The organism is Streptomyces sp. bgisy130 (genome assembly GCF_057708345.1).
This window is the reverse complement of sequence record NZ_JBYISA010000004.1, coordinates 288,472-313,596: the sequence shown is the minus strand read 5'-3', so window position 1 is coordinate 313,596 and position 25,125 is coordinate 288,472. Positions and strand designations below refer to the sequence as shown.

Annotated in this window: 28 protein-coding genes and 1 pseudogene; 9 read left to right on the top strand and 20 right to left on the bottom strand. The window is 70.2% G+C overall.

The genetic code is table 11. The features are described from left to right. Window positions 1-101: 101 nt before the first annotated feature. Together wrbA and gad are read left to right on the top strand one after the other, a co-directional pair. A complete protein-coding gene (gene wrbA, locus AC3EUV_RS08655) occupies window positions 102-725 on the top strand; it encodes an NAD(P)H:quinone oxidoreductase (RefSeq protein WP_432140209.1) in 624 nt (207 codons plus the stop codon). A 17-nt stretch (window positions 726-742) separates the two neighbouring features. Next, window positions 743-2,158, top strand: a complete 1,416-nt coding sequence (gene gad, locus AC3EUV_RS08650) for a glutamate decarboxylase (RefSeq protein WP_435602569.1) — start codon at window positions 743-745, stop codon at window positions 2,156-2,158. Between the two features lie 52 nt (window positions 2,159-2,210). On the opposite strand, the gene AC3EUV_RS08645 is transcribed toward gad, so the two are convergent. The 4 genes and pseudogenes from AC3EUV_RS08645 to AC3EUV_RS08630 all read right to left on the bottom strand — a co-directional run bounded on the left by AC3EUV_RS08645 (window position 2,211) and on the right by AC3EUV_RS08630 (window position 6,073). Then, window positions 2,211-2,885 carry a PadR family transcriptional regulator gene (locus AC3EUV_RS08645; protein WP_435602568.1) on the bottom strand — a complete coding sequence of 225 codons (675 nt, stop codon included), beginning with the start codon at window positions 2,883-2,885 and terminating at the stop codon, window positions 2,211-2,213. Between the two features lie 62 nt (window positions 2,886-2,947). Then, entirely contained in the window at window positions 2,948-3,496 is a 549-nt protein-coding gene (locus AC3EUV_RS08640; protein WP_432140212.1) for a DinB family protein, read from the bottom strand. 146 nt (window positions 3,497-3,642) lie between these two features. Further along, window positions 3,643-5,100, bottom strand: coding sequence for an aldehyde dehydrogenase family protein (locus AC3EUV_RS08635; protein ID WP_432140213.1), 1,458 nt, complete (start codon window positions 5,098-5,100; stop codon window positions 3,643-3,645). 84 nt (window positions 5,101-5,184) lie between these two features. Continuing rightward, window positions 5,185-6,073, bottom strand: a pseudogene (locus AC3EUV_RS08630) (helix-turn-helix domain-containing protein). 314 nt (window positions 6,074-6,387) lie between these two features. On the opposite strand from AC3EUV_RS08630, the gene AC3EUV_RS08625 reads away from it, so the two are divergent. Beyond that, window positions 6,388-6,870, top strand: coding sequence for an ATP-binding protein (locus AC3EUV_RS08625; RefSeq protein ID WP_432140215.1), 483 nt, complete (start codon window positions 6,388-6,390; stop codon window positions 6,868-6,870). A 68-nt stretch (window positions 6,871-6,938) separates the two neighbouring features. Here AC3EUV_RS08625 and AC3EUV_RS08620 read toward each other — a convergent pair whose 3' ends face one another. From AC3EUV_RS08620 to rpmG, 5 genes are all read right to left on the bottom strand, one after another. Further along, window positions 6,939-7,178 (bottom strand): DUF397 domain-containing protein, encoded by a 240-nt coding sequence (locus tag AC3EUV_RS08620; protein WP_432140216.1) that lies wholly within the window; start codon window positions 7,176-7,178, stop codon window positions 6,939-6,941. A 379-nt stretch (window positions 7,179-7,557) separates the two neighbouring features. Further along, entirely contained in the window at window positions 7,558-7,794 is a 237-nt protein-coding gene (gene rpsR / locus AC3EUV_RS08615) for a 30S ribosomal protein S18 (RefSeq protein WP_432140217.1), read from the bottom strand. Window positions 7,795-7,855: 61 nt separating this feature from the next. Continuing rightward, a complete protein-coding gene (locus AC3EUV_RS08610; RefSeq protein ID WP_435602567.1) occupies window positions 7,856-9,004 on the bottom strand; it encodes a CobW family GTP-binding protein in 1,149 nt (382 codons plus the stop codon). After that, window positions 9,004-9,255: a type B 50S ribosomal protein L31 gene (locus tag AC3EUV_RS08605; protein WP_432140219.1), complete on the bottom strand. Its 252-nt coding sequence runs from the start codon at window positions 9,253-9,255 to the stop codon at window positions 9,004-9,006. Before AC3EUV_RS08605 ends, AC3EUV_RS08610 begins: the two co-directional genes overlap by 1 nt. 5 nt (window positions 9,256-9,260) lie before the next feature. After that, window positions 9,261-9,425: a 50S ribosomal protein L33 gene (gene rpmG, locus AC3EUV_RS08600; protein WP_006604069.1), complete on the bottom strand. Its 165-nt coding sequence runs from the start codon at window positions 9,423-9,425 to the stop codon at window positions 9,261-9,263. A gap of 73 nt (window positions 9,426-9,498) precedes the next feature. Between rpmG and rpmB the strand changes: the two genes are divergently transcribed. Together rpmB and rpsN are read left to right on the top strand one after the other, a co-directional pair. After that, window positions 9,499-9,735, top strand: coding sequence for a 50S ribosomal protein L28 (gene rpmB, locus AC3EUV_RS08595; protein ID WP_423661329.1), 237 nt, complete (start codon window positions 9,499-9,501; stop codon window positions 9,733-9,735). Next, window positions 9,735-10,040, top strand: a complete 306-nt coding sequence (rpsN, locus tag AC3EUV_RS08590) for a 30S ribosomal protein S14 (protein ID WP_435602566.1) — start codon at window positions 9,735-9,737, stop codon at window positions 10,038-10,040. Before rpmB ends, rpsN begins: the two co-directional genes overlap by 1 nt. Window positions 10,041-10,233: 193 nt before the next feature. Here rpsN and AC3EUV_RS08585 read toward each other — a convergent pair whose 3' ends face one another. From AC3EUV_RS08585 to AC3EUV_RS08550, 8 genes are all read right to left on the bottom strand, one after another. Further along, window positions 10,234-11,079, bottom strand: a complete 846-nt coding sequence (locus AC3EUV_RS08585) for a nitrilase-related carbon-nitrogen hydrolase (protein WP_432140221.1) — start codon at window positions 11,077-11,079, stop codon at window positions 10,234-10,236. 377 nt (window positions 11,080-11,456) lie between these two features. Beyond that, window positions 11,457-12,095, bottom strand: a complete 639-nt coding sequence (locus AC3EUV_RS08580) for a chaplin (RefSeq protein WP_435602565.1) — start codon at window positions 12,093-12,095, stop codon at window positions 11,457-11,459. A 148-nt stretch (window positions 12,096-12,243) separates the two neighbouring features. Next, window positions 12,244-12,648 (bottom strand): rodlin, encoded by a 405-nt coding sequence (locus AC3EUV_RS08575; RefSeq protein ID WP_432140223.1) that lies wholly within the window; start codon window positions 12,646-12,648, stop codon window positions 12,244-12,246. Window positions 12,649-13,125: 477 nt separating this feature from the next. After that, on the bottom strand, window positions 13,126-13,533 hold the full coding sequence (locus tag AC3EUV_RS08570; RefSeq protein WP_432140224.1) for a rodlin: 408 nt from the start codon (window positions 13,531-13,533) through the stop codon (window positions 13,126-13,128). A gap of 200 nt (window positions 13,534-13,733) precedes the next feature. After that, window positions 13,734-14,021 (bottom strand): hypothetical protein, encoded by a 288-nt coding sequence (locus AC3EUV_RS08565; protein ID WP_432140225.1) that lies wholly within the window; start codon window positions 14,019-14,021, stop codon window positions 13,734-13,736. Between the two features lie 269 nt (window positions 14,022-14,290). After that, window positions 14,291-14,524, bottom strand: coding sequence for a chaplin (locus tag AC3EUV_RS08560; RefSeq protein ID WP_026169719.1), 234 nt, complete (start codon window positions 14,522-14,524; stop codon window positions 14,291-14,293). A gap of 365 nt (window positions 14,525-14,889) precedes the next feature. Then, the gene (locus AC3EUV_RS08555) at window positions 14,890-15,297 is read right to left on the bottom strand and encodes a rodlin (protein ID WP_432140226.1); all 408 of its coding nucleotides are present in this window, start codon (window positions 15,295-15,297) and stop codon (window positions 14,890-14,892) included. A gap of 243 nt (window positions 15,298-15,540) precedes the next feature. Beyond that, complete coding sequence (locus tag AC3EUV_RS08550; protein ID WP_432140227.1) at window positions 15,541-15,786, bottom strand: chaplin; 246 nt, start codon at window positions 15,784-15,786, stop codon at window positions 15,541-15,543. A 482-nt stretch (window positions 15,787-16,268) separates the two neighbouring features. On the opposite strand from AC3EUV_RS08550, the gene AC3EUV_RS08545 reads away from it, so the two are divergent. Next, the gene (locus tag AC3EUV_RS08545; protein ID WP_432140228.1) at window positions 16,269-17,945 is read left to right on the top strand and encodes a bifunctional 3'-5' exonuclease/DNA polymerase; all 1,677 of its coding nucleotides are present in this window, start codon (window positions 16,269-16,271) and stop codon (window positions 17,943-17,945) included. 157 nt (window positions 17,946-18,102) lie between these two features. Further along, window positions 18,103-19,263, top strand: coding sequence for an alpha/beta hydrolase (locus AC3EUV_RS08540; protein ID WP_435602564.1), 1,161 nt, complete (start codon window positions 18,103-18,105; stop codon window positions 19,261-19,263). A 94-nt stretch (window positions 19,264-19,357) separates the two neighbouring features. On the opposite strand, the gene AC3EUV_RS08535 is transcribed toward AC3EUV_RS08540, so the two are convergent. Then, window positions 19,358-20,047: a TetR/AcrR family transcriptional regulator gene (locus tag AC3EUV_RS08535; protein WP_435602563.1), complete on the bottom strand. Its 690-nt coding sequence runs from the start codon at window positions 20,045-20,047 to the stop codon at window positions 19,358-19,360. A gap of 131 nt (window positions 20,048-20,178) precedes the next feature. Here AC3EUV_RS08535 and AC3EUV_RS08530 point away from each other — a divergent pair, with 131 nt between their 5' ends. After that, complete coding sequence (locus AC3EUV_RS08530; protein ID WP_432140231.1) at window positions 20,179-20,877, top strand: spheroidene monooxygenase; 699 nt, start codon at window positions 20,179-20,181, stop codon at window positions 20,875-20,877. A gap of 698 nt (window positions 20,878-21,575) precedes the next feature. Next, the gene (locus tag AC3EUV_RS08525) at window positions 21,576-22,061 is read left to right on the top strand and encodes a RidA family protein (RefSeq protein ID WP_432140232.1); all 486 of its coding nucleotides are present in this window, start codon (window positions 21,576-21,578) and stop codon (window positions 22,059-22,061) included. 225 nt (window positions 22,062-22,286) lie between these two features. Here the strand turns inward: AC3EUV_RS08525 and AC3EUV_RS08520 are convergent, their stop codons facing one another. After that, on the bottom strand, window positions 22,287-23,540 hold the full coding sequence (locus AC3EUV_RS08520) for an acyltransferase family protein (RefSeq protein WP_432140459.1): 1,254 nt from the start codon (window positions 23,538-23,540) through the stop codon (window positions 22,287-22,289). Window positions 23,541-23,902: 362 nt separating this feature from the next. Further along, window positions 23,903-24,787, bottom strand: coding sequence for a glycerophosphodiester phosphodiesterase (locus tag AC3EUV_RS08515; protein WP_432140233.1), 885 nt, complete (start codon window positions 24,785-24,787; stop codon window positions 23,903-23,905). Between the last annotated feature and the right edge of the window lie 338 nt (window positions 24,788-25,125).

The window sequence follows — 25,125 nt, the reverse complement described above, 5'->3', positions numbered from 1 at the left end:
GTCCTCAGGGGCGGCCGCCCGCCCGTGGCGCTTCCACTGGGTGAACCCTGGAGGCCACGCACCCCCTATGCCCTTATTGTCGGGTTCGAGGAGGTGCGCCGATGCCCGTGCACGACGTCCATGTCGCCGTCATCTACTACTCGTCGACCGGTACCGTCGCCGAGCTCGCCCGGCTGATCGCGGACGCCGCCGAGCACGCCGGGGCGGATGTCCGGCTGCGCCGGGCCGCGGAACTCGCCCCGCAGACCGCCATCGACGCCAACCCGGCCTGGGCCGCCAACGCCGCGGCCACCGCCGACATCATGGAGGCCACCCACGAGGACGTGCTCTGGGCGGACGCGGTGATCTTCGGGACCCCCACCCGCTTCGGCAATGTGACCTCGCAGCTCAAGCAGTACCTCGACACCCTGGGCGGCCTCTGGCAGCAGGGCCGGCTGGCCGACAAGGTCTACAGCGGCTTCACCGCGAGCGCCACCAAGCACGGCGGCCAGGAGTCCACGCTGCTGGCGCTCTACCACACCGTCCACCACTTCGGCGGCATCCTCGTGACGCCGGGCTACACCGACCCGGCGAAGTTCACCGACGGCAACCCCTACGGCACCTCCCATGTCGGCGGCCCCGACACTCCGCTCGACGACGACGCACGGACCGCCGCCCGCATCCAGGCGGAGCGTGTGGTGAAGTTCACCAAAGCCATCAAACACGGTCTTTCACAGGCAAGTTGACGGGTAGGCATCGACAGATGACTCTGCACAAAGGCGCATCGCCATCCGACCGTAAACAGACCGGGCACCCGGTCAACCCCTTCTACGGGGAGGCCGACCCGGTCGCCGGGATGGAGACCTCGCCACCACGGCACACCCTGCCGGACGGCCCGATCGCCCCGCACAACGCCTATCAGTTCGTGCACGACGAGCTGATGCTGGACGGCAACTCCCGGCTGAACCTGGCGACGTTCGTCACCACCTGGATGGAGCCGCAGGCCGGTGTCCTGATGGGGGAGTGCCGGGACAAGAACATGATCGACAAGGACGAGTACCCGCGCACCGCCGAGCTGGAGAGGCGGTGTGTGGCGATGCTCGCCGACCTGTGGCACGCCCCCGACCCGGCGGCCGCCGTCGGCTGCTCCACCACCGGGTCGAGCGAGGCCTGCATGCTCGCCGGAATGGCCTTCAAACGGCGCTGGATGCAGCGCAATCAGGACCGGTATCCGGGCAGCGCCCGGCCCAACCTGGTCATGGGCGCCAATGTGCAGGTCTGCTGGGAGAAGTTCTGCAACTTCTGGGAAGTCGAAGCGCGCACGGTCCCGATGGAGGGCGACCGCTTCCATCTGGACGCGGCCACGGCCGTCGCGCAGTGCGACGAGAACACCATCGGCGTCGTGGCCATCCTCGGCTCCACCTTCGACGGGTCGTACGAGCCGGTGGCCGACATCTGCGCGGCGCTCGACGAGCTCCAGGAGAAGCGGGGCTGGGACATCCCGGTCCATGTGGACGGCGCCTCCGGCGCCATGATCGCGCCCTTCCTCGACCCGGAGCTGAAGTGGGACTTCCGGCTGCCCCGGGTCGCCTCCATCAACACCTCGGGGCACAAATACGGACTGGTCTACCCGGGCGTCGGCTGGGCGCTGTGGCGCGACACCGAGGCGCTGCCCGAGGAGCTGGTCTTCCGGGTCAACTACCTGGGCGGCGACATGCCGACCTTCGCCCTCAACTTCTCCCGGCCCGGCGCCCAGGTCGCCGCGCAGTACTACACCTTTCTGCGGCTCGGCCGGGAGGGCTACCGCGCCGTACAGCAGGCGACCCGTGACGTGGCCGGCTCGATGGCCGAACGGATCGGCGCACTGGGCGACTTCAGGATGCTCACCCAGGGCGACCAGCTGCCGGTCTTCGCCTTCACCACCGCGGACCACGTCACCGCGTTCGACGTCTTCGACGTGTCCCGGCGGATGCGGGAGCGCGGCTGGCTGCTGCCGGCCTACACCTTCCCCCCGAACCGCGAGGACCTGTCCGTCCTGCGGGTGGTCTGCCGCAACGGCTTCTCCATGGACCTCGCCGATCTGTTCCTCGCGGACCTGGAGCAGCTGCTGACCGAACTCCGGCAGCAGCCGGGCCCGATGCAGCGCCCGGAGAGCGTGGCCACGGCCTTCCACCACTGACGGACGGGCGGCCTAAACGGCCGCCGGGCGGAGCGGGGCGCGCGGGACGCGGTCAGCGAGCCTCCGTGGCGGCCCCGCCGTCGTCTGTGCCGTCTCCCGCCTCCGCCACGTCCGTCGTCGCGTACGGGTTCTCCTGCCCCTCCGCGAGCACGCCCACGAACGGCTCCCCCTCACCGGCGAAGACATACGCCCCGCCCTCGATGCGCTCGATCAGCCCCTGGGTCCAGGCGGCGCCGCTGTCCGCGGCGTGCACCCACATATGCATGATCTCGCCGATGTGCCCGAGCTGTTCGGTTCCGCCCTCGGGGGTGTAGTAGCCGGTGACCGTGCCACGCCACTCCCGCAGTCCCCGGACCCGCTCCTTGAGCAGCGCCACCGCCTCGGCCCGCGGCAGATCGACGACGAAGCCGATGCCCGCGCTGAGCATGTCGGTCTTCTGGTCGTGCTGGGAGAGCGCGGCACGCAGCAGCGCGAAATACTCCGCCTCGCCCGCCGGGGTCAGCTCGTACTCGGTACGCGGCGGGCCGCCGACGGTGCTGGGCGCGATGTCATGTGCGCGCAGCAGCCCTTGCTTGGCCATCTGCTTGAGCGCGTGGTAGATCGAGCCGGGTTTGGCGTTGGACCACTCATGGGCGCCCCAGTACTCCAGGTCGTTGCGCACCTGGTAGCCGTGCGCCCGGCCGTGCTGCCGCACGGCGCCCAGTACCAACAGCCGGATCGCCGACATCGTCTCCTCAATCCCTCGCGCGCCCCTTCCGCCAGCCTAAGGGCGCGCGAGGATGCCGCCCGCTACCCCTCCCGCGCGGCCCGCTCCTCGTCCACCAGCTCAAAGGCCGTCTTGCCGTCGAGGGACTCGCGGATGATGTCGGCGTGGCCGGCGTGCCGGGCCGTCTCCTCGATCAGATGCAGCAGCAGCCAGCGCATCGACTGCCGGGCCTCCGGCGGGAACCACGGCGCCTCGGGCAGCGGGAAGGTGTCGTTCAGGCTGGGCACCGAGCGGATGAACTCCTCCGTCCGCTTCGCCACCCGCTCCCAGAACGCCAGCACCTCGGCCAGCGTCTCGCCGTCGGCCAGCTGGAAGCTCAGATGCCAGGTGTCCTGGGTCCGCTCGATGGAGTGCGGCAGCTCCTGCGCGGTCTCGACCCAGCCCTGCTCGGTCTCCGCGACATGCTTGACCAGTCCGGCCAGCGACAGCTCACTGGCGCTCGGCCGCTGGTTCGCCCGGTCGTCGGTCAGCCCCAGGACCGCCCGGCGCAGCCCGCCGCGCTGGGCCTCCAGGAAGGCCAGCAGCGCGCCGGTCTCGTCGCCGTGGGCCTCGGCAAGAACGTGAGTGGGCATGGGGTCCACCTTTCGTGACGTCCCTCGGCGGCCGGCCCGTCGCCGTCCGCCTTCCGACAGCACTCAACGTAGGAGCCCTTGCGGTCAGCTTCTGTCCGCAACGCGCCACGGGTTGTCCCCGATGCCTCCGGACCGGGAAGCCCGCCTCAGAACGGGAACTGCGACCGCCCGTGCTGGATGGAGATCCACTTGGTCGTGGTGAAGGCTTCCACCATCGCGTCGCCGTTCAGCCGCCCCACCCCGGAGCTCTTCTCGCCGCCGAAGGGCACGATCGGCTCGTCATGCACCGTGGCGTCGTTGACGTGGAACATCCCGGTGTCGATGCACTTGGCGAACCGCACCCCGCGCTCGATGTCACCGGTGTGCACGGCGCCGCTGAGCCCGAACGAGGTCGCGTTGGTCAGCCGCACCGCCTCCTCGTCCCCGTCGAACGGCACCAGCAGCACGACCGGCCCGAAGATCTCCTGCCGCAGCAGCGGGGAGTCCTCCGGCAGCCCGCCCAACACGCTGGGGGCGACCAGCGTGCCCCGGGTCTCGCCATGCAGCAGCGCCGTGGCGCCGTCCTCGACCGCGCGGTCCACCAGCGCGGCGATCGCCTCGGCCTGGCCCTCGTTGATCAGCGGGCCGATATGGGTCTGCGGATCGGTGGGGTCCCCCACCTTGAGCGAGGCGACCTTGGCGACGAACTTCTCGGTGAACTCCCGCTCCACGGCGCGGTCCACCAGCACCCGGTTCGCGGCCATACAGACCTGGCCCTGGTGGACGAAGCGGCTGAAGACGGCGGCGTCCACCGCGTAGTCGATATCGGCGTCGTCGAGGACGACCAGGGCGCTGTTGCCGCCCAGTTCCAGCACCGTGTGCTTGAAGTTGGCGGCGGCGACCGTCGCGACATGCCGGCCGACCTTCTCGGAGCCGGTGAAGGAGATGGTCTTGGGCACCGGGTGCTCGATCAGCGCATCACCGATCTCGGCGATGTCCGTGACGACGACGTTCAGCAGCCCGGCCGGCAGCCCGGCCTCCTCGAAGATCCTGGCGACCAGACCGCCGCCGCAGACCGGGGTGTTCTGGTGCGGCTTGAGGACCACGGCGTTGCCGAGCGCGAGGGCCGGCGCCACGGACTTGATCGACAGCAGGAAGGGGAAGTTGAACGGGCTGATGACGCCGACGACACCGACCGGCAGCCGGTAGAGGCGGTTCTCCTTGCCGTCGATGGGCGAGGGCAGGATGCGGCCCTCGGCACGCAGCGCCAGCTGAATGGCCTCGCGCAGGAACTCCTTGGCCAGATGGAGCTCGAAGCCCACCTTGGCGAGCGTCCCGCCGACCTCCGCGGCGATCGCCTCGCCCAGCTCCTCGGCACGGTCGTCGATGATCCGCAGCGCGCGCTCGAAGACGAGCCGCCGGGTGTACGGATTGGTGGCGCCCCACTCCCGCTGCGCGCGTTCGGCGGCACGGTAGGCCTGGTCGATCTCCGCTACCGTGGCGACGGGTATGGAGGCCAGTTTCTCGCCGTTGTACGGATTGAAATCGACGATGTCCCACGAGCCGCTGCCGGAGCGCCACTCACCGTCGATGAACTGATACGCCAACTCGTCGAAGTAGGACATGCCATCCCGATCTGGAGAACAGGGCGCTCAGGGCGCCGCATTGGGGGGTGCTGACTCCTGATGGTGCGCCATCCTACCGACGCGTCACATGAGTTGGAGCAGCCCGCGCAAGAGGTCTCTGGTCTCCGCCGGATTCGGCCCCTCTTCCTGGAGCCGGTCCATCACCCGTGCGTACTGGGCGACTTCCTCGGGCTTGTCCACATACAGCTTCCTCGGGCTTGTCCACATACAGCGCGCTCGTCAGCTGCTCCAGATAGACGACGTCCGGCAGACCCGACTCCTGGAAGCCGAGCATGGTGAACGCACCGCTCTCCCCCGCGTGCCCGCCCAGACTGAAGGGCATCACCTGGAGCCGCACATTGGGCCGCTCGGACACCTCGATCAGATGCTTCACCTGTTCGCGCATCACCGCGCGTTCGCCGTACGGGCGCCGTAGCGCGGCCTCGTCCAGCACACAGTGGAACTGCGCCGAGCGCTCGGCCACCAGCAGCTTCTGCCGCTCCATGCGGAGCGCGACCCGTCTCTCGATCTCCGCGGCCCCGGCGTCCGGCATGCCCCGTCTGACGACGGCCTGCGCATAGCTCTCGGTCTGCAACAGCCCGTGCACGAACTGGACTTCATAGACCCGGAGCAGGGACGTGGCGCCTTCCAGCCCCACATACGTCTGGAACCACCCGGGCAGCACATCGCTGTAACTGTGCCACCAGCCCGCGACATTCGCCTCCCGTGCCAGGGAGAGCAGCGCCTCACGCTCCTGCGCGTCGCTGACCCCGTACAGGGTGAGCAGATCCTCCACATCCCGTGCCTTGAAGCTCACGCGGCCCAACTCCATGCGGCTGATCTTCGATTCGGATGCACGGATCGAGTAGCCGGCCGCCTCACGGGTTATCCCACGCGATTCACGCAGCCGGCGGAGCTGCGACCCGAGCAGGATCCGCCGCACCACCGACCCGCTCGACTCACTTGCGGACACCTCTCAGACCCTCCTGTGACCCCACCCCGTCCAACAGAGGGCCGCAAGTCTGCCACGTTCGGGCTTCGTTGAGTGCTCATCCGGTTACGGATACGTGAGGCCCCCGCAAGCCCTCCACACAAAGTGGTGGGAAGAATTCCGGGCAAATAGGTGCACGCCCCCGCAATCACGTCACGTGCACGTGCATCTGCCCTTGCATCTGTCTCGCGCATTGGGAACCATAGGCGTCGCACGCATGCACGCTCGTGAAAGATCCGCCAGACCCGGCTGACCGGCCAGGGTCATGACGTCCGCGAACGCCAGGAGTGCCTCGCATGGGGACCAAGGTTTTGACCATGCTCGAGCCGTTATGGCAGGGCTTTCCTCCCGTCGACCCCCTGGCCGTCTCCGGATCCGCATCCCGCACGCTCCCACCGCGTTATGAATCGGTGCGCAGTGCACGGGCGTTCACCCGCGAGACCCTTGAGGGCTGGGAGCTGGAGGAGCTCTTCGACTCGGTCGCCCTGGTCGTCTCCGAACTGGTCACCAACGCTCTGCGGCACGCGATTCTCGCCGCCCCGGAACACACCGACGCCGCCCCGCCCGCCCGGCTGCATCTGATGCGCTGGTCCTCCCGGCTGGTCTGCGCCGTACGGGACCCGAGCGATGACTCACCGGTCGCCGGCGAGGCGGACTCCGCCGCGGAATCGGGGCGCGGGCTGTATCTCGTGGACTCCTTCAGCGACAGCTGGGGCTGGCACCCGCTGGCCGGCGCCACGCACGGCAAGATCGTGTGGGCGCTCTTCCGGCTGCCGTAGCCGTTGTGTACGCCGGGCGCACCGCGAGGCGGGCGCCCGGTTGTTCCGTGTGCGAGTGCGGCGCGCACTCAGTCCGGGACGAGATGGTCGAACTCCCCGTCCTTGATGCCGAGCAGCATCGCCCGTACCTCGGCCGGCGTGTAGATGAGCGCCGGACCGTCCGGGAAACGGGAGTTGCGCACCGCGATGTCACCCCCGGGCAGCTTGGCGAACTCCACGCAGGAGCCCTGGGAGTTGCTGTGCCTGCTCTTCTGCCATGCCACATCACGGAGATCTGTGGCGGCCATGCCGTTGTATGCGTGGGGCACAGGGGTCTCCCGGTGATAAATGGTGTCAACTGTCCGGGATCATAGCTGCGTTCACATGCGGATGCATGCGCAGATGCACGTGCACGACACCCGGTACCGAGGCCGTCACAGCTCGTCGAACGCTGTCACCGACCCCTCACGGAGGGTCGCCCACCGGCCGCCGCCGCTGACGTGATGCGCCGTCACCTGGTACGGATCGGCGGGGCGAGACTCTCAGCCACAAGGACGAGACGTGTGCCACGCCCTCCAGGTTCCGCGACCGGGCGCCCTGTCCACCCGGCACGAGGGCTCCGCCCCTGCGCACACCCCCGCACAAACGAAGGAGCTCCCCTACGCACCGGACGTAGGGAAGCTCCTGCCCGTCACCGGACGGCGGCCGTCACCGCGACGCGTAGGGCAGCAGCGCCATCTCCCGTGCGTTCTTGATCGCACGGGCCAACTGGCGCTGCTGCTGCGCGCTGACCCGGGTGATCCGGCGGCTCCGTACCTTGCCGCGGTCCGAAAGGAACTTCCGCAGAAGATCGGTGTCCTTGTAGTCGATGTAGGTGACGCCCGCCGCGTCCAGCGGGTTACGGCGGGGTGCGGGTGTCCGGCGCGGGTCGTGCCGTCGGGGCATGGGGAGCTTCCTTGTGCGTGCGGAGGGGGCCGGTCCGGTGCGGACGGAACGCGGCCCGTTCTTACGAAACGGGGTCGAGGAGGGCGTCGAAGGCGGGCGACAGGCTCTTCCAGGCCGGCGGGCCGCCCGCGAACTCGGCGTCGGTGAGCAGACAGGAGTCCAGCAGGGACCGCAGTCCCTCGCGGTCCAGGCCCGGCGCGGTGAAGACCAGATGCTGGGTGCGGTCACCGTGCTCGGGGTGCCAGTCCAGCGCGGCGGCGGCCCGGCGGGCCGGCGGCACCATCTCCCAGGCGGCGTCCGGCAGCGCGGCCAGCCACGGCCCGGCGTTCTCCACACACAGCGCGCCGCCGGCCGCGTCCCAGGACAGCAGCGTGTCCGGGCGGTCGGCCAGCCAGAACCGGCCCCGGCTGCGCGCGGCCGCACAGGTCAGGTCCTCCAGCGCGGCATGGAGCCGCTCGGGGTGGAACGGCCGGGACCGCCGCCACACCAGCGTGCCGACCCCGTCCGCGTCGGCCTCCTGCGGCAGCAGCGCACAGGCCGGGTGCTGCCGGTCCGCGGCCGCGGCCACATCGAACCCGGCCAGCGCGGCGGCCGCCAACTCCGCTGATTCCACCGGGATCCGGTGTGCCGTCGGGTGCAACTGGTCGAGCAGCGCCAGGTCGGCGGGCTCCGCCGGCTCCTCCCCCGTCGCGATCGCCAGCACCGGCGCGTACTCCAGCTGCCGCGCCCAGGTGTCGGCGACCGTGCGCTGGTCGGCCGCCGCGGCGGCGAGGCCCACCTCCGCGAGGTCGTCCCCGCAGCCCAGATAGTCCGGCAGCAGCGCCGGGTCGACGGCGGTGACCACTCCGGTCAGTACCAGGTTCTCGCTGCCGCAGGCGGTGACCACTTCGGCCATCGCCTTGGGCTCGACCGAGTCCCACAGCTCGACGACCGCCAGCCGGCAGGTCCGGCCGGCGGCCAGCCGCTCCAGCTCGGGCACCAGGTCCTCGCGCAGCGCACAGCAGGCGCAGTCGTTGACCAGCGGGGCGTCCCCGGTGTCGAGCGTGCCGCCCCCGTCACGGATGGTGCGCCGCACGGTGCCTTCGGTGGCCGAGGCGAGGTCGTGGTGCAGGGCGACACTGCCGGGGACGGTCCGCAGCAGCCGCTCGACGGCGGCCCGCCGCGCGTCCGCGTGCAGGCCGCCCACCAGCACGACGCTGAGCCGCTCCATCAGCGGGCCCGCGTGCCGTAACGGCGCTCGAACCGCTCGACGCGGCCCGCCGTGTCCAGCACCCGGGCGGTGCCCGTGTAGAAGGGGTGGCTCGCCGAGGAGATCTCGACGTCGATGACGGGATAGGTGTTCCCGTCCTCCCACTCCACCGTCTTCTCACTGGTGACGGTCGAGCCGGTCAGGAAGGCGAAGCCGGCGGCCCGGTCGCGGAAGACGACCGGCCCGTAGGCGGGGTGGATTCCAGGCTTCACGGTGCTCAGCGCTCCTCTCGGAAAGCGACGTGCCGGCCGGCCACCGGGTCGTACTTGCGCAGTTCCAGGCGGTCGGGGTCGTTACGGCGGTTCTTGCGGGTCACGTAGGTGTAGCCGGTGCCGGCGGTGGACCGGAGCTTGACGACCGGGCGTAGTTCGTTGCGGGCCATGTGGGTAGTATACGGAAATGGTTTCCATTTTCAATAGGCCCTCACCTGGGCCGACGACCGAAGGGATCACCCTGTGTCCGCCCACTGCCAGCTGACCGGCCGCGCGCCGGGCTTCGGCAACGCCGTCTCCCACTCACACCGCCGCACCCCCCGCCGCTTCGACCCCAACATCCAGCGCAAGCGCTACTGGCTCCGGAGCGAGGGCCGGCACATCCGGCTCACGCTGAGCGCCAAGGGCATCAGGACCGTGGACACGATCGGGATCGAGGCGGCCGTCGCCCGTATCCGCGCACGAGGAGGAAAGGTCTGATGGCCAAGCAGAGCAAGATCGCCAAGAACGAGAAGCGCCGCGCGACGGTCGCCCGCTACGCGGCCCGGCGCGCCGTCCTCAAGGCCATCGTCCGCAGCCCGCACACACCGGAGGAGGAGCGCACCGCCGCCCGCCGCGAGCTGTCCCGCCAGCCGCGGGACGCCAGCGCCACCCGGGTACGCAACCGCGACAGCGTCGACGGCCGCCCGCGCGGCTACTTCCGCGCCTTCGGTCTGTCCCGCGTACGGCTGCGCGAACAGGCCCACGCGGGCTACCTGCCGGGCGTGCGCAAGTCCAGCTGGTAGCCACCGCACCGGCCGTCCGGCCCGGGGCGCCCCCTGGACCGGACGGCCGGACCCATCGGGCCATACCGGACAGAACGTCCGTCGCCCCCGACGAAAGCGAGGCGCCCCGTAGTACGGCCGAGTTCCCCGCCAGGAGGCCGGGACGCCCCGCCAGGAATCCGCCGCCCGGCACTGACCCGGAGGAGCGGTCCCCTCAGTGGTCGCCGCCCTCGTCGATCAGCCGCCGCACCTCGCGGTCGATCAGGCCCAGCCGGGCCTCGGCGACCAGCGGCACCGCACGGCGCTGCCGCCTCGCCTCGGCGAGATCGATCTCCACGGCGACCAGCGCGGGCTCCCACTTGGGCGCCTGTGCCACCACGGCACCCCGTGGGTCCACCACCCGCGAGCCGCCCCAGAACGCCGCCCCGTGCTCATTGCCCACCCGGTTCACGAAGACCACCCAGCACTGGAGCATCTTCGCCGTATAGGACAGCAGGGTGTCCCAGTACAGGCCGGTGTCCATCGCCTCCGGATCCAGGCTCGCCGCGCTGTTGGTCGGCACGAACAGCACCTCGGCGCCGTCCTGCACCGCCAGCCACGGCAGCGCCGGCTGCCAGGCGTCATTGCACACCAGCGTGGCCCCCCGGCCACCACTCCTGGCCCGCCTCAGCTCGTACGCCCGCAGCGACTGCCCCGGGCTGACGTGCTTACGCTCCTCCCAGGCCAGATAGTTGGGGAGATACAGCTTGCGGTGCGCGTGCACCAGCTCCCCGGCCGCGTAGTGGGCCGCGGTGTTGTACGCCCGCAGACTGGTGTGCTCGTGGAAGCCGACCAGCACATCGGGGCCGCGGGTGCTGAGCTCCAGCAGCCGCGGGTCGTTCGCCCCCAGGGACTCATCGCGGCCGAGCACGCCCAAGTGATAGCCGTGCAGGCTCAGTTCGGGGAAGACCACAAGATCCACGCCCTGCGCCGCCGCCTGCTCGATCTGCTCGCGGGCGATGCCGAGGTTCTCCTCCACCTCACCCAGCACACAGTCGGTCTGCGCCAGCGCAATGAGCACGGCCCCACCTCATCGCCTCAACACTTTTGCGGCCTTCACCCCCAATTTTGCCAGAGGCGGCAGAAGGCGGCACGATCCCACGGAACATCCCGTTCTGCCCCGCTTCAAACCCCCCGGAGCCCGGTCCCCCACCAATGAGCGAAAGAACGATCCTTCCCGTACCGGACACGGGCTTCAGCCGTTGATCCGCACGACGTCGTACCCCCGCAGGGCCGCTTCCAGCCGCAGCTCGCCCGGCGACACAGCGGTACGACGGTCCACGGTCGAGCCGTCCGGCGATGCCGACGGCCGGCTCGACCGGGCGGCCGGGGCCGAGCGGCCCGCCGGATCCGCTCGGCCGGCCGCCGACCCTGGGTAACCGCCCGGCGCCCGCCCGCTCACCTACGGCGCGTACGGGCCCGGCGCAACAGCAGCGCCCCGCCCACCAGAAACCCGCCGCCGGTCGCGGCCAGCGCGGCCAGTTCCTCGGCGCCGGTGGCCGCCAGCAGCGCGGAGCCCGCCGAGGCCCCGGCTCGCGCCACCGCGTCCACCCGCGGCCGCTGCGCCTCCTGCGCGGGCTGCGGGGCGGGCCGAGCGTGTCTGGGGGCCCGCCCGCGGGTGTGCTCCACCGGGGCCGGGCGCTCGGCCCGCTCCGGGACCGACCGCCGTACCGGCTCCGCGCGGTGCTCCGGCCGCGGGGCCGTCCAGTGCACCCCCGGCGCCTGCTCCGCTCCCGGTGGCCGCTGGGCCACCGGCGGGTGCGGTCCGGGCTGCTGCCGCAGCGCCGGCGCGGGCGGCGCACCGTTCGCGCACGCATTGCCCATGGCCGGGTTGAGCGCCGCACCCGCGTCGACCGAATTGCCGCACGCGTTGACCGGCGTGTCCACGGTCACCTGGATGCTGTTCCCGGACAGCACCCCGGGAGAGTTTCTCGCTCCTCCCGCGGCTCCGGCATCCGCGTACGCCGCGCTGCCGCTCGCACCGAGCACACCCGACGCGGCCGCCACGAACACACACGCCTTCAGGCTCTGTCGCATCTCTCATCCCTCCTCTGCGGTCATGGCATACGGGCCACCGCCCGCACCCCTCCCCCGTGCCGCTCACACGACCGGGCGGCCGGCAGCGCATACGCGGCGCCGACCGCCCGGGGGCACAAGCGGTGGAACGGCCCGAGGCCGGTGGACGTCAGTGGTTGCCGACACCGTTCCCGGACAGGATCGGAATGCCGTTGACGATGTGCGACAGCGGATCGTCGCCCTTTGCCTGCACCGAGTTGTCGGTGCACTGCTGGTTCTGTGCACTGGACAGCACGTTGATGTCCTGCGCCGCGATCGGGACCGCACCAGCGAGGACCTGGGCGTCCAGCTTGCCCAGGGCGAGGCAGGGCTTGTTCAGCGAGCCCTGGATGAGCCCGAGCTGGGTGCTCAGCTTTCCGTGCGTGGCGGAGTTGCCGAACACACTCCTGGTTCCATTGCCGTTGACCGTGCTGGTGCCCTCTTGGTCACCGATCGCCATCGCCTGCGGAGCGGCCGCAGCGGAAATCCCGACCAGCGACGCCGCCACAGCCGCGCCCGCGATCATCTTGTTCATCACGAAACCCTTCAGGAGAAGGAACTCCCGGCACGGGAGCCCTATTTGAACAACCCGCCATACCGGCTTGAGTTCCGCACCGTCACCCGAATAGCTGGCAGCGGGAATGCAACGAATGAGGCCGGCTCTCCCATTGACGGCGTCACAGCCCTCGAAATTCGCGTACCGACAATGCGATTTGTCCTGCCGGGGGCTCAGTTACCTGCCTTGATCCCCCGGCACGGCGCAGGGCCCGCGATTCCGGTCAACGGATTCGCAGGCCCTGCTTCGATACGGACGGCGCGCCAACGCCCTGGCAGCCCCATCAAACTTGCCAGGGCATTGGCACGCTTCCCTCCACACATCATTCCCAACGATCCGGTGCGCCGAAATTCCGTCACGAGCGAATAACATTTCCGCTCCGGTGGCGGCCGGACAGCGGAAACCCGGGCCGCCCGCAAGGAGGAGGACGGGGCGGCCCGGGTCGCGCTCAGCCGATCAGTGGTTGCCGGCGCCGTTGCCCGAGAGGATCGGGATGTTGTCCAGGACGTGCGACAGCGGATCGTCGCCCTTGGCCTGGGTGGAGTTCTCGGTGCACTGCTGGTTCTGCGACGACGACAGGACGTTGATGTCCTGGAGCGCGATCGGAGCCGCCCCGGCGAGGAGCTGGAGCGGAACCTTGCCGACGGCGAGGCAGGGCTTGTTCAGCGAGCCCTGGATCAGGCCGATCTGCGGACTCATGTAGCCGTACGTGGTCGAATTGCCGAAGTACTGCGAGGCGCCGTTACCGTTGACGGTGGACGTTCCGTGCTGGTTACCGATCGCCATCGCCTCGGGGGCGGCAGCGGCGGCCACGCCGACGATGGACGCAGCCGCGGCGGCGGTCGCCAGAGCCTTCTTGATCATTTTGTTCCTTCGTGTTCTTCGGGATTCCATTGGGCCGGGCAGTCTGCCCAACTCACAAGGATGTTTTTGGTTTTTCTCATTCACTCAAACAGCTGCATGCCCTGAACCGCGTTTTTCCGACCGGCTTCCGATCGCACCCGGCATTCGGAATGAGAAATGATCGAGGTGTACTGCCGCGCCACGTCCGCGGCCTTTCGCGACTACTTGAGCGGAAGCCCGCCGAGCAGCGAAGTCTTCTTCGTCGCCCCGGTGACACCACGGAGCAGCTTCTTCGGGTTCGTCGACCTGACCTTGCTCCCCGTGGCCCTGACCGTTTTGACCAGCGGTGTGATCTGGTGGCCGTCCAGCTGCTTGTTGCTCAGCACGTCGGCCAGCCCGCCGTTGAGGCTCATGGACGGAGCGTCGGGTCGTGCGGCGAAAGCGGGGGTGGCGGCGGCCAGCGCCATGACGGAACCGGCGACAACCGCAGCAGACTTTGCGTACTTCACTTCAACTGTCCCTTCTCGGGCGGTGCTTCAACGGTCCGGCGACATCAGCGCCGTGCGAGCAATCGATTCGCTGCTCTGCTACCGCTTTCAGCGTGACTAAGGAGTGCCTCCGCTCGGAGAAACCCTGAAGTGGTGTTCTTCTCGGTCAATCCGCCCGAAAATCCGGCCTGTTGTGTGTGCCCACCGGAGGCGAAGGGCGACCGGCCCCGGTTCGCAGTGGTCCGCGCACCGGGGCCGGGTCACATGGACACAGCTCGAATTCCTTCGAGTCAGTGGTTCAGGCAGGTGTTGCCGAACGCCGGGTTCAGCAGAGCAACGATGTTGATGGTGTTGCCGCAGAGGTTGATCGGGATGTGGATCGGCACCTGGATGGCGTTGCCGGAAAGCACACCCGGGGAGTTCTTGGCGCCACCCGCGGCACCCGCGTCGGCGAACGCCGGTGCAGCCGAGCCCACCGCCATGAGCGTTCCGGCAGTGACTGCTGCGACCTTTGCGTACTTCACTTTCAGCCCTTCCTTGCAGCGGGTCCGTAGCGAACACGACCGTCGTGTCGCTCGGGCGCTGAGCTGCTCGCCCGTAACGCCGCTGACGATATTGGTAACGAGTTGCCCTCAGGGACGAAACTCTCGCCCGGAGGTTTTCGGAGGAATCGCCCGATGGGTGCAAGACCGCTTCGAGAGATTGCCACCATGCATACGACGAGGAAAAAACACCGGAGTTCGAACGGACGAGGCACCCGCCGAATACGAATTCCTACCGGTAGGGGGATCGAGAAATTCCGTCCCTACGGTTCCTGACGGGGTGCCGCAGGCGCCGAACCGCTCCGGAAGCGAGGGCCGGCGGTCCGGGCCTGCGGCCAATGGCCGGCTCAGTGGTTGCCGACGCCGTTCCCCGACAGGATCGGGATGTCGCTGAGGATGTGCGACAGCGGATCGTCGCCCTTTGCCTGAGTCGAATTTTCGGTGCACTGCTGGTTCTGCGAGCTGGACAGCAGGTTGATGTCCTGAAGCGCGATCGGCACCCCACCGAGGAAGGCTTGGAGATCCAGCTTGCCCAGAGCGAGGCAGGGCTTGTTGAGCGAGCCCTGGATGAGCTCCAGCTGAGGGCTCATGCTGCCGCGGGTCGTGGAGTTGCCGAACGCGCTCTTGGCTCCGTTGCCGTTGACGGTCGACGTACCGTGGTGGTCCCCGATCGCCATCGCCTGGGGAGCGGCCGTCGCCGAGATTCCGACGACGGACGCGGCTACGGCCGTCGTGGCCAGGACCTTCTTGATCACGATTTACCCTTCTCGAAGCGGAGTGCCCGTATCCGGAGCGCACTGGTCAACTCGCTTCTGAGGGCGCGGTTTCGCCGTTTCACCCGAATGCCACGAAACCATAGATACATATCACTGCGGACGGCCAACATTGCGGCGCACAGCGGGTTTTGCGCGGCAAAGGCCGGTACGAATTCTTCGTACCGGCCTTTGCCGTGGAGCGCGCCGACCGGAAGCGGCCGCGCCTCAAGAGCTATACGTTCATCAGACGTTGAGGCAGATGTTGCCGAACGCCGGGTTCAGCAGGGCGATGAAGTTGAGGGTGTTGCCGCAGACGTTGACCGGCACATCGACCGGCACCTGGATGAGGTTGCCGGAGAGCACACCAGGGGAGTTCTGGGCAACTCCCGCCGCGCCGGCGCCGCCGTGCGCACTGGCCACACCGGCTCCGCCCACAACGGCGACGCCCGCGACGGCGGACAGGACGGCGGCCTTGGAAACAAACTTCACGGTGAACCTCTTCACTTGGCAGCAAGCAGAAATCTGTACGCGCCGCTTAGAGCGACAAGCTGCTCAACTCATCAACCATGGCGAAGGTAGCGGTTCAATCGGGTGAATGCGCGGGCGCAAGTCCGGGAGAAGTGGGCGGTATTGGCGAGGGGGATATTCCCATGTCCGGATGCATCCCAACAGGGCGCCGGACAAAGCAGATTGTCGGTCGGATCGCGGGTGAGGGCGGCATAGCGGGCGCCTGTGGGCCGGTGAATGGAGCGGCGATTGCGGATGGGGTGGGAGCAGGGGTGTCCAGATCGCCGCGATCATCTCGTTTCTCGTTCCGCGGTGTGGGGGCGCGGGCGGTGAGGGCCGGGAGGTGGTCGGGGACCGTGGGGCGGACTCGGCGGTGGCGGCGGCCGTGGCGTCGGCGGGAGCCACCGTGGGGGCGTTTGTGCTGGTCAGGGCGATTGTCAGTGGGTGGTGGAAGACTCCAGGGCATGAGATGGGCGGTGGTGGAGACGGGTGACGGGGGTGCTCGTCTCTGCCCGCTCGGGGCGGACGGACGGGCCGCGGGGCCGGTGGTGCGGGAGGGTTCGCTCGCGGCGGCGGTGCGCTCGCGGCCCGAGGTCGAGCGGTGGGTGTGGCGGTCCACCGCGGAGATCTACCGGCGGCTGCTGGCGGCGGGGGTGCGGGTCGAGCGCTGCTATGACGTGGAGGCCGCGGAGGCGCTGCTGATCGGCCACGAGGAGGGCCAGTCGGGCCAGCCGCGTTCGCTGGCCGCCGCCTGGGCGCGGCTGCACGGTCTGCCCGTCCCCGAGGACGCGCCGGTGCGTACGGCCGAGACCCAGCCGTCGCTGTTCGAGCCGGGCCCGGTGCCGCTGCCGCCCGGGACGGACGAGCTGGCGGCGCTGTTGGAGGTCTACGCGGGGCAGGTGGCGCGTACGGAGAAGGCCCAACATCCGGACCGGATGCGGCTGCTGCTGGCCTCGGAGTCGGCGGGCATGCTGGTCGCCACGGAGATGGGGCGGGCCGGGGTGCCCTGGCGGGCGGATGTGCACCGTGCGCTGCTCGACGGGCTGCTGGGCGAGCGCTATCCGGGCGGGCTGGAGCCGCGCCGGATGGCGGAGCTGGCGGATGAGGTGTCCCGGGCGTTCGGGGCGGGTGCGCGGGTGCGCCCGGATCTGCCGAACGAGATCATCAAGGCCTTTGCCCGGGTGGGGATTTCCCTCACCTCGACCCGCAAGTGGGAGCTCCAGCAGATCGATCATCCGGCGGTGGCTCCGCTGCTGGAGTACAAGAAGCTCTACCGTCTGCACACCGCCCATGGGTGGTCCTGGCTCCAGCAGTGGGTGCACGACGGCCGGTTCCGGCCCGAGTATCTGCCCGGTGGCACGGTCTCCGGGCGCTGGACCGCCAACGGGGGCGGCGCGCTCCAGATCCCCAAGGTGATCCGGCAGGCGGTGCGCGCCGATCCGGGGTGGCGTCTGGTGGTGGCCGACGCCGACCAGATGGAGCCGCGTGTGCTGGCGGCCGTCTCGCGTGACCGGGGGCTGATGGAGGTGGCCGGCAGCGGCGAGGATCTGTACGCGGATCTGGCGGCCCGGGCGTTCGGCGGGGACCGTGCCCGGGCCAAGCTCGGGCTGCTGGGCGCCATTTACGGGCAGACGTCCGGCGACGCTCTCAAGCACATGGCCGATCTGCGCCGCCGCTATCCGGCCGCCGTGGCGTATGTGGACGAGGCGGCGCGCGCGGGCGAGGAGGGCCGGCTGGTGCGCACCTGGATGGGACGCACCTGCCCGCCGCTGTCCGTGGTGCCGCCCGACGAGGCGGGTCTGCCCCAGGAGGAGCCCACGGGGTACGCCGGCAGTTCGGCGGCCACCCGGGCCCGTGGCCGGTTCACCCGCAACTTCGTCGTACAGGGCAGCGCCGCCGACTGGGCGTTGCTGATGCTGGCCGCGCTGCGGCACTCGCTGCGGGAGGGCGGGCTCCGCGCCGAGCTGGTCTTCTTCCAGCACGACGAGGTGATCGTGCACTGCCCGGCGGACGAGGCGGCGGCGGTTTCCGGGGCGATCTCGGCGGCGGCAGATACGGCGGGGCGGATCGCGTTCGGGGAGACACCGGTCCGCTTCCCGTTCACCACGGCGGTGGTGGAGTGCTATGCGGAGGCGAAGTGAGGTGGTGCGGGTGGTGCGTGGCGTGCTGGGAAGGCACCGGTGGGGAGGCAGGCAGGCGGTGCGTGCGCAGTGAAGATCGCGAGCAGGCCGTTGGCCGCCCGTCCGTCCCGTCCTTCCCGTACGTCCCGTACGAGGAGTGCCGTATGAGGAGTGCCGTATGAGCGTCCAGCCCGAGATGCCGCCCCGGACCGCGATGCAGCAGCCGGCCGCGATGCAGGTGCATCCCGAACTCCGCCCGGCCTTTGAGGCGTTGCCGCAGTTCTCCGATCCGTACGAGGACATCGAGGGCACGCGTGAGGGGTTCCACGCGATGCTGGCCGCCGTTCCGGCCGACCGTACGGGCGTGGACAGCGAGCGGTTCGGGATCTCGCGGGCGGACGGCAGTGTGCTGACGGTCGAGGTCTACCGTCCGGAGGGCGGGGCGGGCAGCGGCGGGGGCGAGGGCGGGGACGGCGCACCGGGACAGGGCGTGCGGACGGCCGCCGACGGTGCCGGACGTGCCCTGCCCGCCGTACTGCACTTCCACGGTGGCGGGTTCGCCCTCGGCCGGTCGCTGCCGGGGCAGGACCGCGCGGCGATCGCGCTCTGCCGTGAGCTGCCCGCCGTCGTCATCACCGTCGAATACCGCCTCGCCCCGGAGCACCGCTATCCGGCCGGGGTGGAGGACTGCTATCTCGCCCTGGAGTGGGCGGCAGAGCGAGCCGGTGAACTGGGCATCGATCCCGCGCGGATCGCTCTCGCCGGCAAGTCCGCGGGCGGCGGGCTCAGCGCCGCGGTCGCCCTGATGGCCCGGGACCGTGGCGGCCCGGCGATCGTCCACCAGTCGCTGTGCGTCCCGGATCTGGACGACCGGGTCGGGGCGGAGGAGGCGGCGGATGCTGAGGGGGCGGATGGCGAGGGGGCGGATGGCGAGGGGGCGGATGGCGAGGGGGCGGATGCTGAAGGGGCGTTGAGGGCGCGGGTGACCACCGGGCGGAGCGTCCAGAGATCGTGGAAGCACTATCTGCCGGAGGGGACGGCCGCGGCGGAGGCATATGCGGCGGCGGCCCGCGCCACCGATCTGACGGGGCTGCCGCCGGCCTATGTGCTGGTCTGTGACCTCGATCCGATGCGCGATGCGGGGCTGGCGTATGCCCGGCGGCTGATGGACGCCGGGGTTCCGGTCACCGTCCGCAATGTGCCCGGCGCCTGGCACGGCTTCGAGCTGTACGCGCCGGAGACGCGGGTGGCGAAGGAGATGACGGCGCACTGGACGGGGCAGTTGAGGGCGGCGCTCTATCCGGTGGCGGACGGAACGCCGTATCCGGTGGTGGGCTGAACGCCAGCCGTATTCGGTGGGGGCTGAGCGCCAGCCGTAGTCGGTGGTCTGCCGAATCGGGTGCCGGGCCCCGTCCCGCGCGGAGCGCCGGGGCTCAGTCCGCGGTGCCCGACGACTGGGTGCTCGGAGACTGGGCGCTCGGAGACTGGGCGCTCGGAGACTCGGGGCTCGGCGACTCGGGGCTCGGGTGCTCGACGGTGGAGATCAGGCCACGGGTGATCCGGGTCATCGACGCGACCAGCAGCTCGCGTGGCTGCTCGGGGCGCTCCAGCCACCACAGGGCGAGCCCGTAGAGCGCGCTGCGGATCGCCTCGCCGAGGGGCTCCAGTTCGGCCTCGGGCAGGCCGGGCACGAACTCGCGGAGCAGCGCCATGTCCGTCTCGCGCTGCCGGCGCTGGAGCTCACGGTGGAAGGCCGCCACCTCGGCGTCCCCGGTGGTGTCGCGGAACATCATCCGCCAGGTGTACGGGTGGCTCTCCACATACCCGAACCAGGCGTCGTACATCGCCGTCATCCGCGTGTCCAGGTCTCCCGCGCCGTGCAGGAGTTCACGGACCGGGGCGGCGGCCAGCTCGTCGCGGTGCCGCTCCAGCAGGGCGAGGTGCAGCTCCTGCTTGGAGTCGAAGTGGCGGTAGAGCATCGGCTTGCTCAAGCCCGCCTCGGCGGCGATCTCCCCGATGGTCGTGCCCGTGTAGCCACGCTCGGCGAACAGCCGGGCCGCGGTGTCCTCGATACGGGTCCGGGCCTCGGCGCGCGCGGCGCGGTTCCGGTCGATCTCGCTCATGGGGTCCCCTCCCTGCGATCTGGCTCATTTTCGATGGTGCATTCGGCTCGCCATGGCCGTTGCAATGAAGGATACTGGGTCGTGTACCACTTGGTATACGCAGCAGTAAGTTCGCGATGCGGGGGCTCGTCATGATCGTTTCCGTACACTTCGCCGACGTCGGCGTCCGCGCCGTGCGCAGCGTGCTCCGTGACCGCCCACGGCCGGGCGAGACCCCCGGTCTGCGGTATGCCGAGACGACGCTGACCGGTGCCATCGCGGCCGGTCCACCCAAGGTGCGCCCCGGCCGCGCCGCGCTGCTCGCCGCGTGGGACGACGATGCCGCGCTCGACCGCTTTCTCGCCGAGGCACCGCTGGCGCGGCAGCTGGCCGGGGGGTGGCATGTGCGGTTGCGGCCGCTGCGGTTCTCCGGCTCCTGGGGCCCGATGCCGGTCGAGGTGGAGTCCGGCATCGCGTGCGAGGAAGAGGACGGGCCGATCGCCGTACTCACCCTCGGGCAGCTGCGGCTGCGCCGCGCACTGCCGTTCCTGCGCGCCAATTCCCGGGCCGCCGGCCGGGCCGCCGCCGATCCCACGATGACCGCCTCGGTCGCCCTGGCCCGACCGCCCCGCTTCGTCGGCACGTTCTCCCTGTGGCAGAGCACCTCGGCGATGCAGCGGTACGCCTACGGCTCCGCGCAGCCCGAGCACAAGAACGCAATCACGGACCACCAGACGAAGCCGTTCCACCATGAGGCCGGGTTCCTGCGGTGCCGCCCCTACGGCGCCCAGGGCACGCTGGACGGTCGGGAGCCGGTGTCGGTGGCGGGCATGGGGCCGCTCATACCTTGAGCCGCGCTCAGGGGGACGGGTCCCACGGGGGTGGGCCCGTGGGCCTGGGCACAGTGCTCGGGGTGGGCGCGGGCGCGGGCCGCACTCATGGGGGTGGACGGGCCCTACGGGGTGGGCGTGGGCTCGATGCGCGGGGTGGGCGCGGGCGGAGTGGGGCGTCCCGGTCTGGGCCGGTTGGGCGGGGGTGGCCTCGGCAGTGCCACGCGCCGGGCCGGGCCGTGCTGGGCCTTCTGTGGTCGTCCGGCACGGCCATGTCGTCGCCCACTCCGATCTGCCGGGCAAACCCTAAACTCGCCGGGAGGCGCCGCGGCCGGTCCGCGGTCGGCGCACGGCGGTCGGTGCACGGCGGTCGGCGGTCGGCGGTCGGCGGTCGGCGGTCGGCGGTCGGCGAGGCGATCTTTGCGCCGGGAAGGGTCGCGAGGGGCCGTGCTCGTGTGGGTGCTTGTCCTCTCGGAGCAGGGCTTCCCCGGGAGGAGCGGAACGCGCTTCAATCCCTTGAAGGGCGGAAAGAGTTGGCGGCGGAGGGAGTCGGCCGGATGAGTGCCGGGACCGGAACGAGCGCTGGATCGGAGCGGCCTGCCGAGCATGGCGCGGGAGCAGGCGCGGGTGCGGACGCGGACGTAGCTGCGGACGCGGATGCAGGCGCGGACACCAGAAGGGCCGCGAACGCGGATGCAGGCACGGGCGCGGAGGCACGCATGGACGGGGACGTCAGCGCGGACGTCGGCTCAGGTACCGGTGCCGGCGCAGGGGCGGGCGCCGACGGAAGGCCGGATGGGTGCGGGCGTGGGCTGGAGCGGGTCAACCCGGCCCATCTGGCGCCGCCGACCGGGTTCAGTCATGGGGTGAGGGCCTCGGCGGGCACGATGGTTTTCCTGGCTGGGCAGACCGCTCTGGATGGGGCGGGGCGGATCGTTGGCGATGGCATTGTGGAGCAGTTCGAGCGGGCGCTGGGGAATCTTCTGGATGTCGCTGCGGCGTCCGGGGCCGGGCCGGGCGACCTTGCCAAGCTCACCGTCTTCGCCGTCGATGTCGCGGACTACCGGCGGCATGCCCGGGAGATCGGCCGGGTGTGGAAGCGATTGGTCGGGGGCGAGTATCCGGCGATGGCCGTGATCGGTGCGACCCGGCTGTGGGACGAGACCGCGCTGGTCGAGATCGAAGGCATCGCGGTCGTCCGCTGAGGGCTGGATCCCGTCCCGCTATCCCTGTAGCTCCGGGCCGGGCAGGGCTACTCCGCCCCGGGCCAAGCACCCCCGCCCCGACCAAGCGCCCCTCCCCCCCCACACACCAAAGGCGCCCACCCCGCCGGTCCTCCGGCGGGAATGGGCGCCCCTGGGGCTGTTCATGGGCGTACGCCCGTCCTGACGCGGTGACGCTTCGGCCCGTGTGGTGTGGGGCGTGGGTGGTCAGTTGCGGGTGCGGGCCATTCCTACGGGGTCCTTTTTGAAGGCCCAGGTCATTTTGGGTTCCATGGCCCAGCGGAAGGCTCGTTGGACGGGGGGTGTGCACAGGGCCGTGACGACGGTGCCGGCGATCAGGGTCAGCACGATCGCGCCCCATGGCGTGTGCATCCACGGGTTGTCGTACCAGTCCCAGAAGCGCGAGCCCTTGGCGAGGAAGCCGTGCAGGAGGTAGCCGTAGAGGGTGCCTGCGCCGAGCGCCGTGCACCACATCGTGCGGCCGGGAATCCAGGCGAAGAAGCAGGCCACCAGGACGAGGGAACAGCCGAACATCGCCAGGGTCATCACCGCGCCGCTCCACCACGGAGCGGCGAGTTCCTGTGCGGCGTCGCGGTGGTAGAACCACGCGGCGTTCATCCGCGGGGCCGCCCAGTACGCGAAGACCAGCGCGGCCGCGAAGACCGGTACGGCCAGGATGCGTGCCTTCTTGCGGCGTACGAGCTTGAAGTGCTCCGGCCGCAGGCACAGCCCGATCACGAAGAACGGCAGGAACTGAAGCACCCGTTGGAGGTCCATGTCGTCGCCGATGTCCGGGGACACCGACGCGAGCACGGCGATGGTCAGTGCCAGCGGGACCGGCCAGCGCACGATCTTCCACAGCGGGGTGGTCAGCCGCCAGACGAACAGTGCCAGCAGGAACCAGGTCAGATACCAGGGGTCCGTCAGGCTTATCGGGTAACCCGGATCGTCGTCCGCCCACTTCTTGAAGAGCGTGTAGGCGACTTCGAAGAGGATGTACGGCACGGCGACGCCGGTAATGAGCCGCTGTAGCCGGTCCTTGCGCATATCGAAACTGCGCGAGAAATAGCCGGAGATGATGATGAACGCCGGCATGTGGAAGGCATAGACGGTGATGTAGAGCGCCGCCGCGGAGCGGCTGCCGTCGCGCAGCGGCTCCCAGGAGTGCCCCATCGCCACCAGCACGATGGCCAGATACTTCGCATTGTCGAAGAAGGCATCGCGGGGCTTCGCCTTGGCATCGGCCTTCGCGTCGGTTCTCGCGTCGGTCGTCGCGCGGTCCCTGCCCCGGTCCCTGGCATGGGCTCCGGGCTTGGCGTGCGCGCTGCCGCCCGCAGTCGGCCGGCCGGCCGGTGCCGTACCGGAGGCGGTCCGTTCCGGTGCCATGGTCGCCGTGGCGGTGGCTCCGCCGGTCTCCGCCGGCGCCGGTGTGCCCGTCCGGTTCAGGGTGTCGTGCGACATCTGCCGCGGCGGGGGAAGCGGCACCCGCCGTTCACCGTACGCCGGAAATTCGTTGTTCAAGGAGCCTCCCGAAAGGATCCCAGGGGAGGAGTTGGACGCTGGCCCGCGCCGGGCCGCAAATCGGAACCCAAAAGCCAAATCCTGCGTCTTAGTTCTTTTACGGGGAGTGTGGCGGCGTCGAACATCTCAGGCACCTTAGCCCCGCGGCGGGAATCACGTAAATCCCCGCCTGTCGCTGCCACACACGGCGCATCCGCCCTCCACAGCTCCTTCACGCACCGCGGGCGGCGGGGCCGGCCGCGGCACGGCCCGGCACCCGCGGAGATCTGGACAATGCCGCCTCAATCTCCGGCCGTTGCCCGCTATTCAATAACACCTTCGACCCCTCTGGCCCGCACGGACCGGGCGGTCGTGTTCTTCGCCACGTCCCACGCATAGACCTCCAACGTCCGGCCGTGCGGCCCGCGGAGCCGGTGCACGGCCGCCAGCCAGCGTGAACTGAGCGCGGAAACCCGGGGGTTGATCTGGTCGGCGAACTGCGCATAGCCCGCCAGTTTCCGCACATCGGGCGCGCCGAGAATACCCGTCCGCACCTGTGGCGCCAGCTCATGGACGGTTTTTACGCACATCACACAGAAGCTCTGGACGACCAGCCGGCTCCGGACATGGGCGTGATCCAGCCACCCCCGTGCCCGTAGTTCCCGAAGGACCTGGGCCTCGATTCCGGGATACTTCTCGGGGGCCTTGATCTCCAGCAAAAGGCGCTGCCCGTTATGGTCCAAACGGCGCAAGTAGTCGGCGAGCGTGGGCACCCGCTCCCCCTTGAACCGCGCGCCGAACCAGCTTCCCGCGTCCAGCCGGGCGATCTCGGCGGCGGTGAAATCCCCCACCCGCCACGGCGCCCGCCCGGGAAACAGCCGGGCGGCGTCCGTCGTCCGCCGCAGGGTGGTGTCGTGCAGCACCACCAGCCGGCCGTCCTTGCTCCGCTGTACATCGTTCTCGACCCAGATGAACCCGCGGCGGTGGGCGGCGTCGACGGCGGCGAGGGTGTTCTCGGGGGCGTAGCGGGAGGCGCCGCGGTGGGCGATGACCCGGGTCGCGGCGGTGCCGGGGCCGGCCCGGGTGTCGCTGCTCGCGAATAAATCGGCGAACTCGTCCGGCCCGAACGCCATCGCGGAGGACGACACCGCGGCCGTCAGCAGGTAGGCGACGCCGGCGGCGGGGATCCGCAGTGATCTCCGAAGCATGCGGCAGCCTCCTGGTCCGCTCGCCCGACGGCGCCCGCCGCGTCAGGCATGCCCCCGCAAGGCCCTTCCTCCCGTTCAGGAATGCCGCTGTCTCCTCCTCAACATGCCCGCATCCCGTGCCACCCGCCACGCGAGCGACCGCCGGGCCGGGCCCGCACACCAGCCGTCGCAGTCGACTTTTCGCAGGTCAGGATGGGTGGGGTGGGAGGTGGAGCGGGTGGGTGGCGGCTCCCCGGCGGCCCGCCATCCGTGCGGTCGGCGGCTTCCGGGGCGGCCTCCCTGCCGCCTCTCGGGCGGTGTTCTTCGTACGGTCGGCGACTCCCGGGGTGCCCCTCCGT

Bases quoted from the DNA above. Each gene is read 5' to 3' on its own strand.
- rpmG (WP_006604069.1), bottom strand. From the start codon at position 9,425: ATGGCCCGCAACGAACTACGCCCGGTCGTCAAGCTCCGGTCCACCGCC.
- AC3EUV_RS08575 (WP_432140223.1), bottom strand. From the start codon at position 12,648: ATGAACAAGATGATCGCGGGCGCGGCTGTGGCGGCGTCGCTGGTCGGG.
- AC3EUV_RS08610 (WP_435602567.1), bottom strand. From the start codon at position 9,004: ATGGAGCGGCTCAGCGTCGTGCTGGTGGGCGGCCTGCACGCGGACGCG.
- AC3EUV_RS08580 (WP_435602565.1), bottom strand. From the start codon at position 12,095: ATGCGACAGAGCCTGAAGGCGTGTGTGTTCGTGGCGGCCGCGTCGGGT.
- wrbA (WP_432140209.1), top strand. From the start codon at position 102: ATGCCCGTGCACGACGTCCATGTCGCCGTCATCTACTACTCGTCGACC.
- AC3EUV_RS08645 (WP_435602568.1), bottom strand. From the start codon at position 2,885: ATGTCGGCGATCCGGCTGTTGGTACTGGGCGCCGTGCGGCAGCACGGC.
- AC3EUV_RS08570 (WP_432140224.1), bottom strand. From the start codon at position 13,533: ATGATCAAGAAGGCTCTGGCGACCGCCGCCGCGGCTGCGTCCATCGTC.
- gad (WP_435602569.1), top strand. From the start codon at position 743: ATGACTCTGCACAAAGGCGCATCGCCATCCGACCGTAAACAGACCGGG.
- AC3EUV_RS08520 (WP_432140459.1), bottom strand. From the start codon at position 23,540: ATGTCGCACGACACCCTGAACCGGACGGGCACACCGGCGCCGGCGGAG.
- AC3EUV_RS08640 (WP_432140212.1), bottom strand. From the start codon at position 3,496: ATGCCCACTCACGTTCTTGCCGAGGCCCACGGCGACGAGACCGGCGCG.
- AC3EUV_RS08625 (WP_432140215.1), top strand. From the start codon at position 6,388: ATGGGGACCAAGGTTTTGACCATGCTCGAGCCGTTATGGCAGGGCTTT.
- AC3EUV_RS08545 (WP_432140228.1), top strand. From the start codon at position 16,269: ATGAGATGGGCGGTGGTGGAGACGGGTGACGGGGGTGCTCGTCTCTGC.
- rpsR (WP_432140217.1), bottom strand. From the start codon at position 7,794: ATGCCCCGACGGCACGACCCGCGCCGGACACCCGCACCCCGCCGTAAC.
- rpsN (WP_435602566.1), top strand. From the start codon at position 9,735: ATGGCCAAGCAGAGCAAGATCGCCAAGAACGAGAAGCGCCGCGCGACG.
- AC3EUV_RS08540 (WP_435602564.1), top strand. From the start codon at position 18,103: ATGAGCGTCCAGCCCGAGATGCCGCCCCGGACCGCGATGCAGCAGCCG.
- AC3EUV_RS08515 (WP_432140233.1), bottom strand. From the start codon at position 24,787: ATGCTTCGGAGATCACTGCGGATCCCCGCCGCCGGCGTCGCCTACCTG.
- AC3EUV_RS08525 (WP_432140232.1), top strand. From the start codon at position 21,576: ATGGACGGGGACGTCAGCGCGGACGTCGGCTCAGGTACCGGTGCCGGC.
- AC3EUV_RS08535 (WP_435602563.1), bottom strand. From the start codon at position 20,047: ATGAGCGAGATCGACCGGAACCGCGCCGCGCGCGCCGAGGCCCGGACC.
- AC3EUV_RS08530 (WP_432140231.1), top strand. From the start codon at position 20,179: ATGATCGTTTCCGTACACTTCGCCGACGTCGGCGTCCGCGCCGTGCGC.
- AC3EUV_RS08635 (WP_432140213.1), bottom strand. From the start codon at position 5,100: ATGTCCTACTTCGACGAGTTGGCGTATCAGTTCATCGACGGTGAGTGG.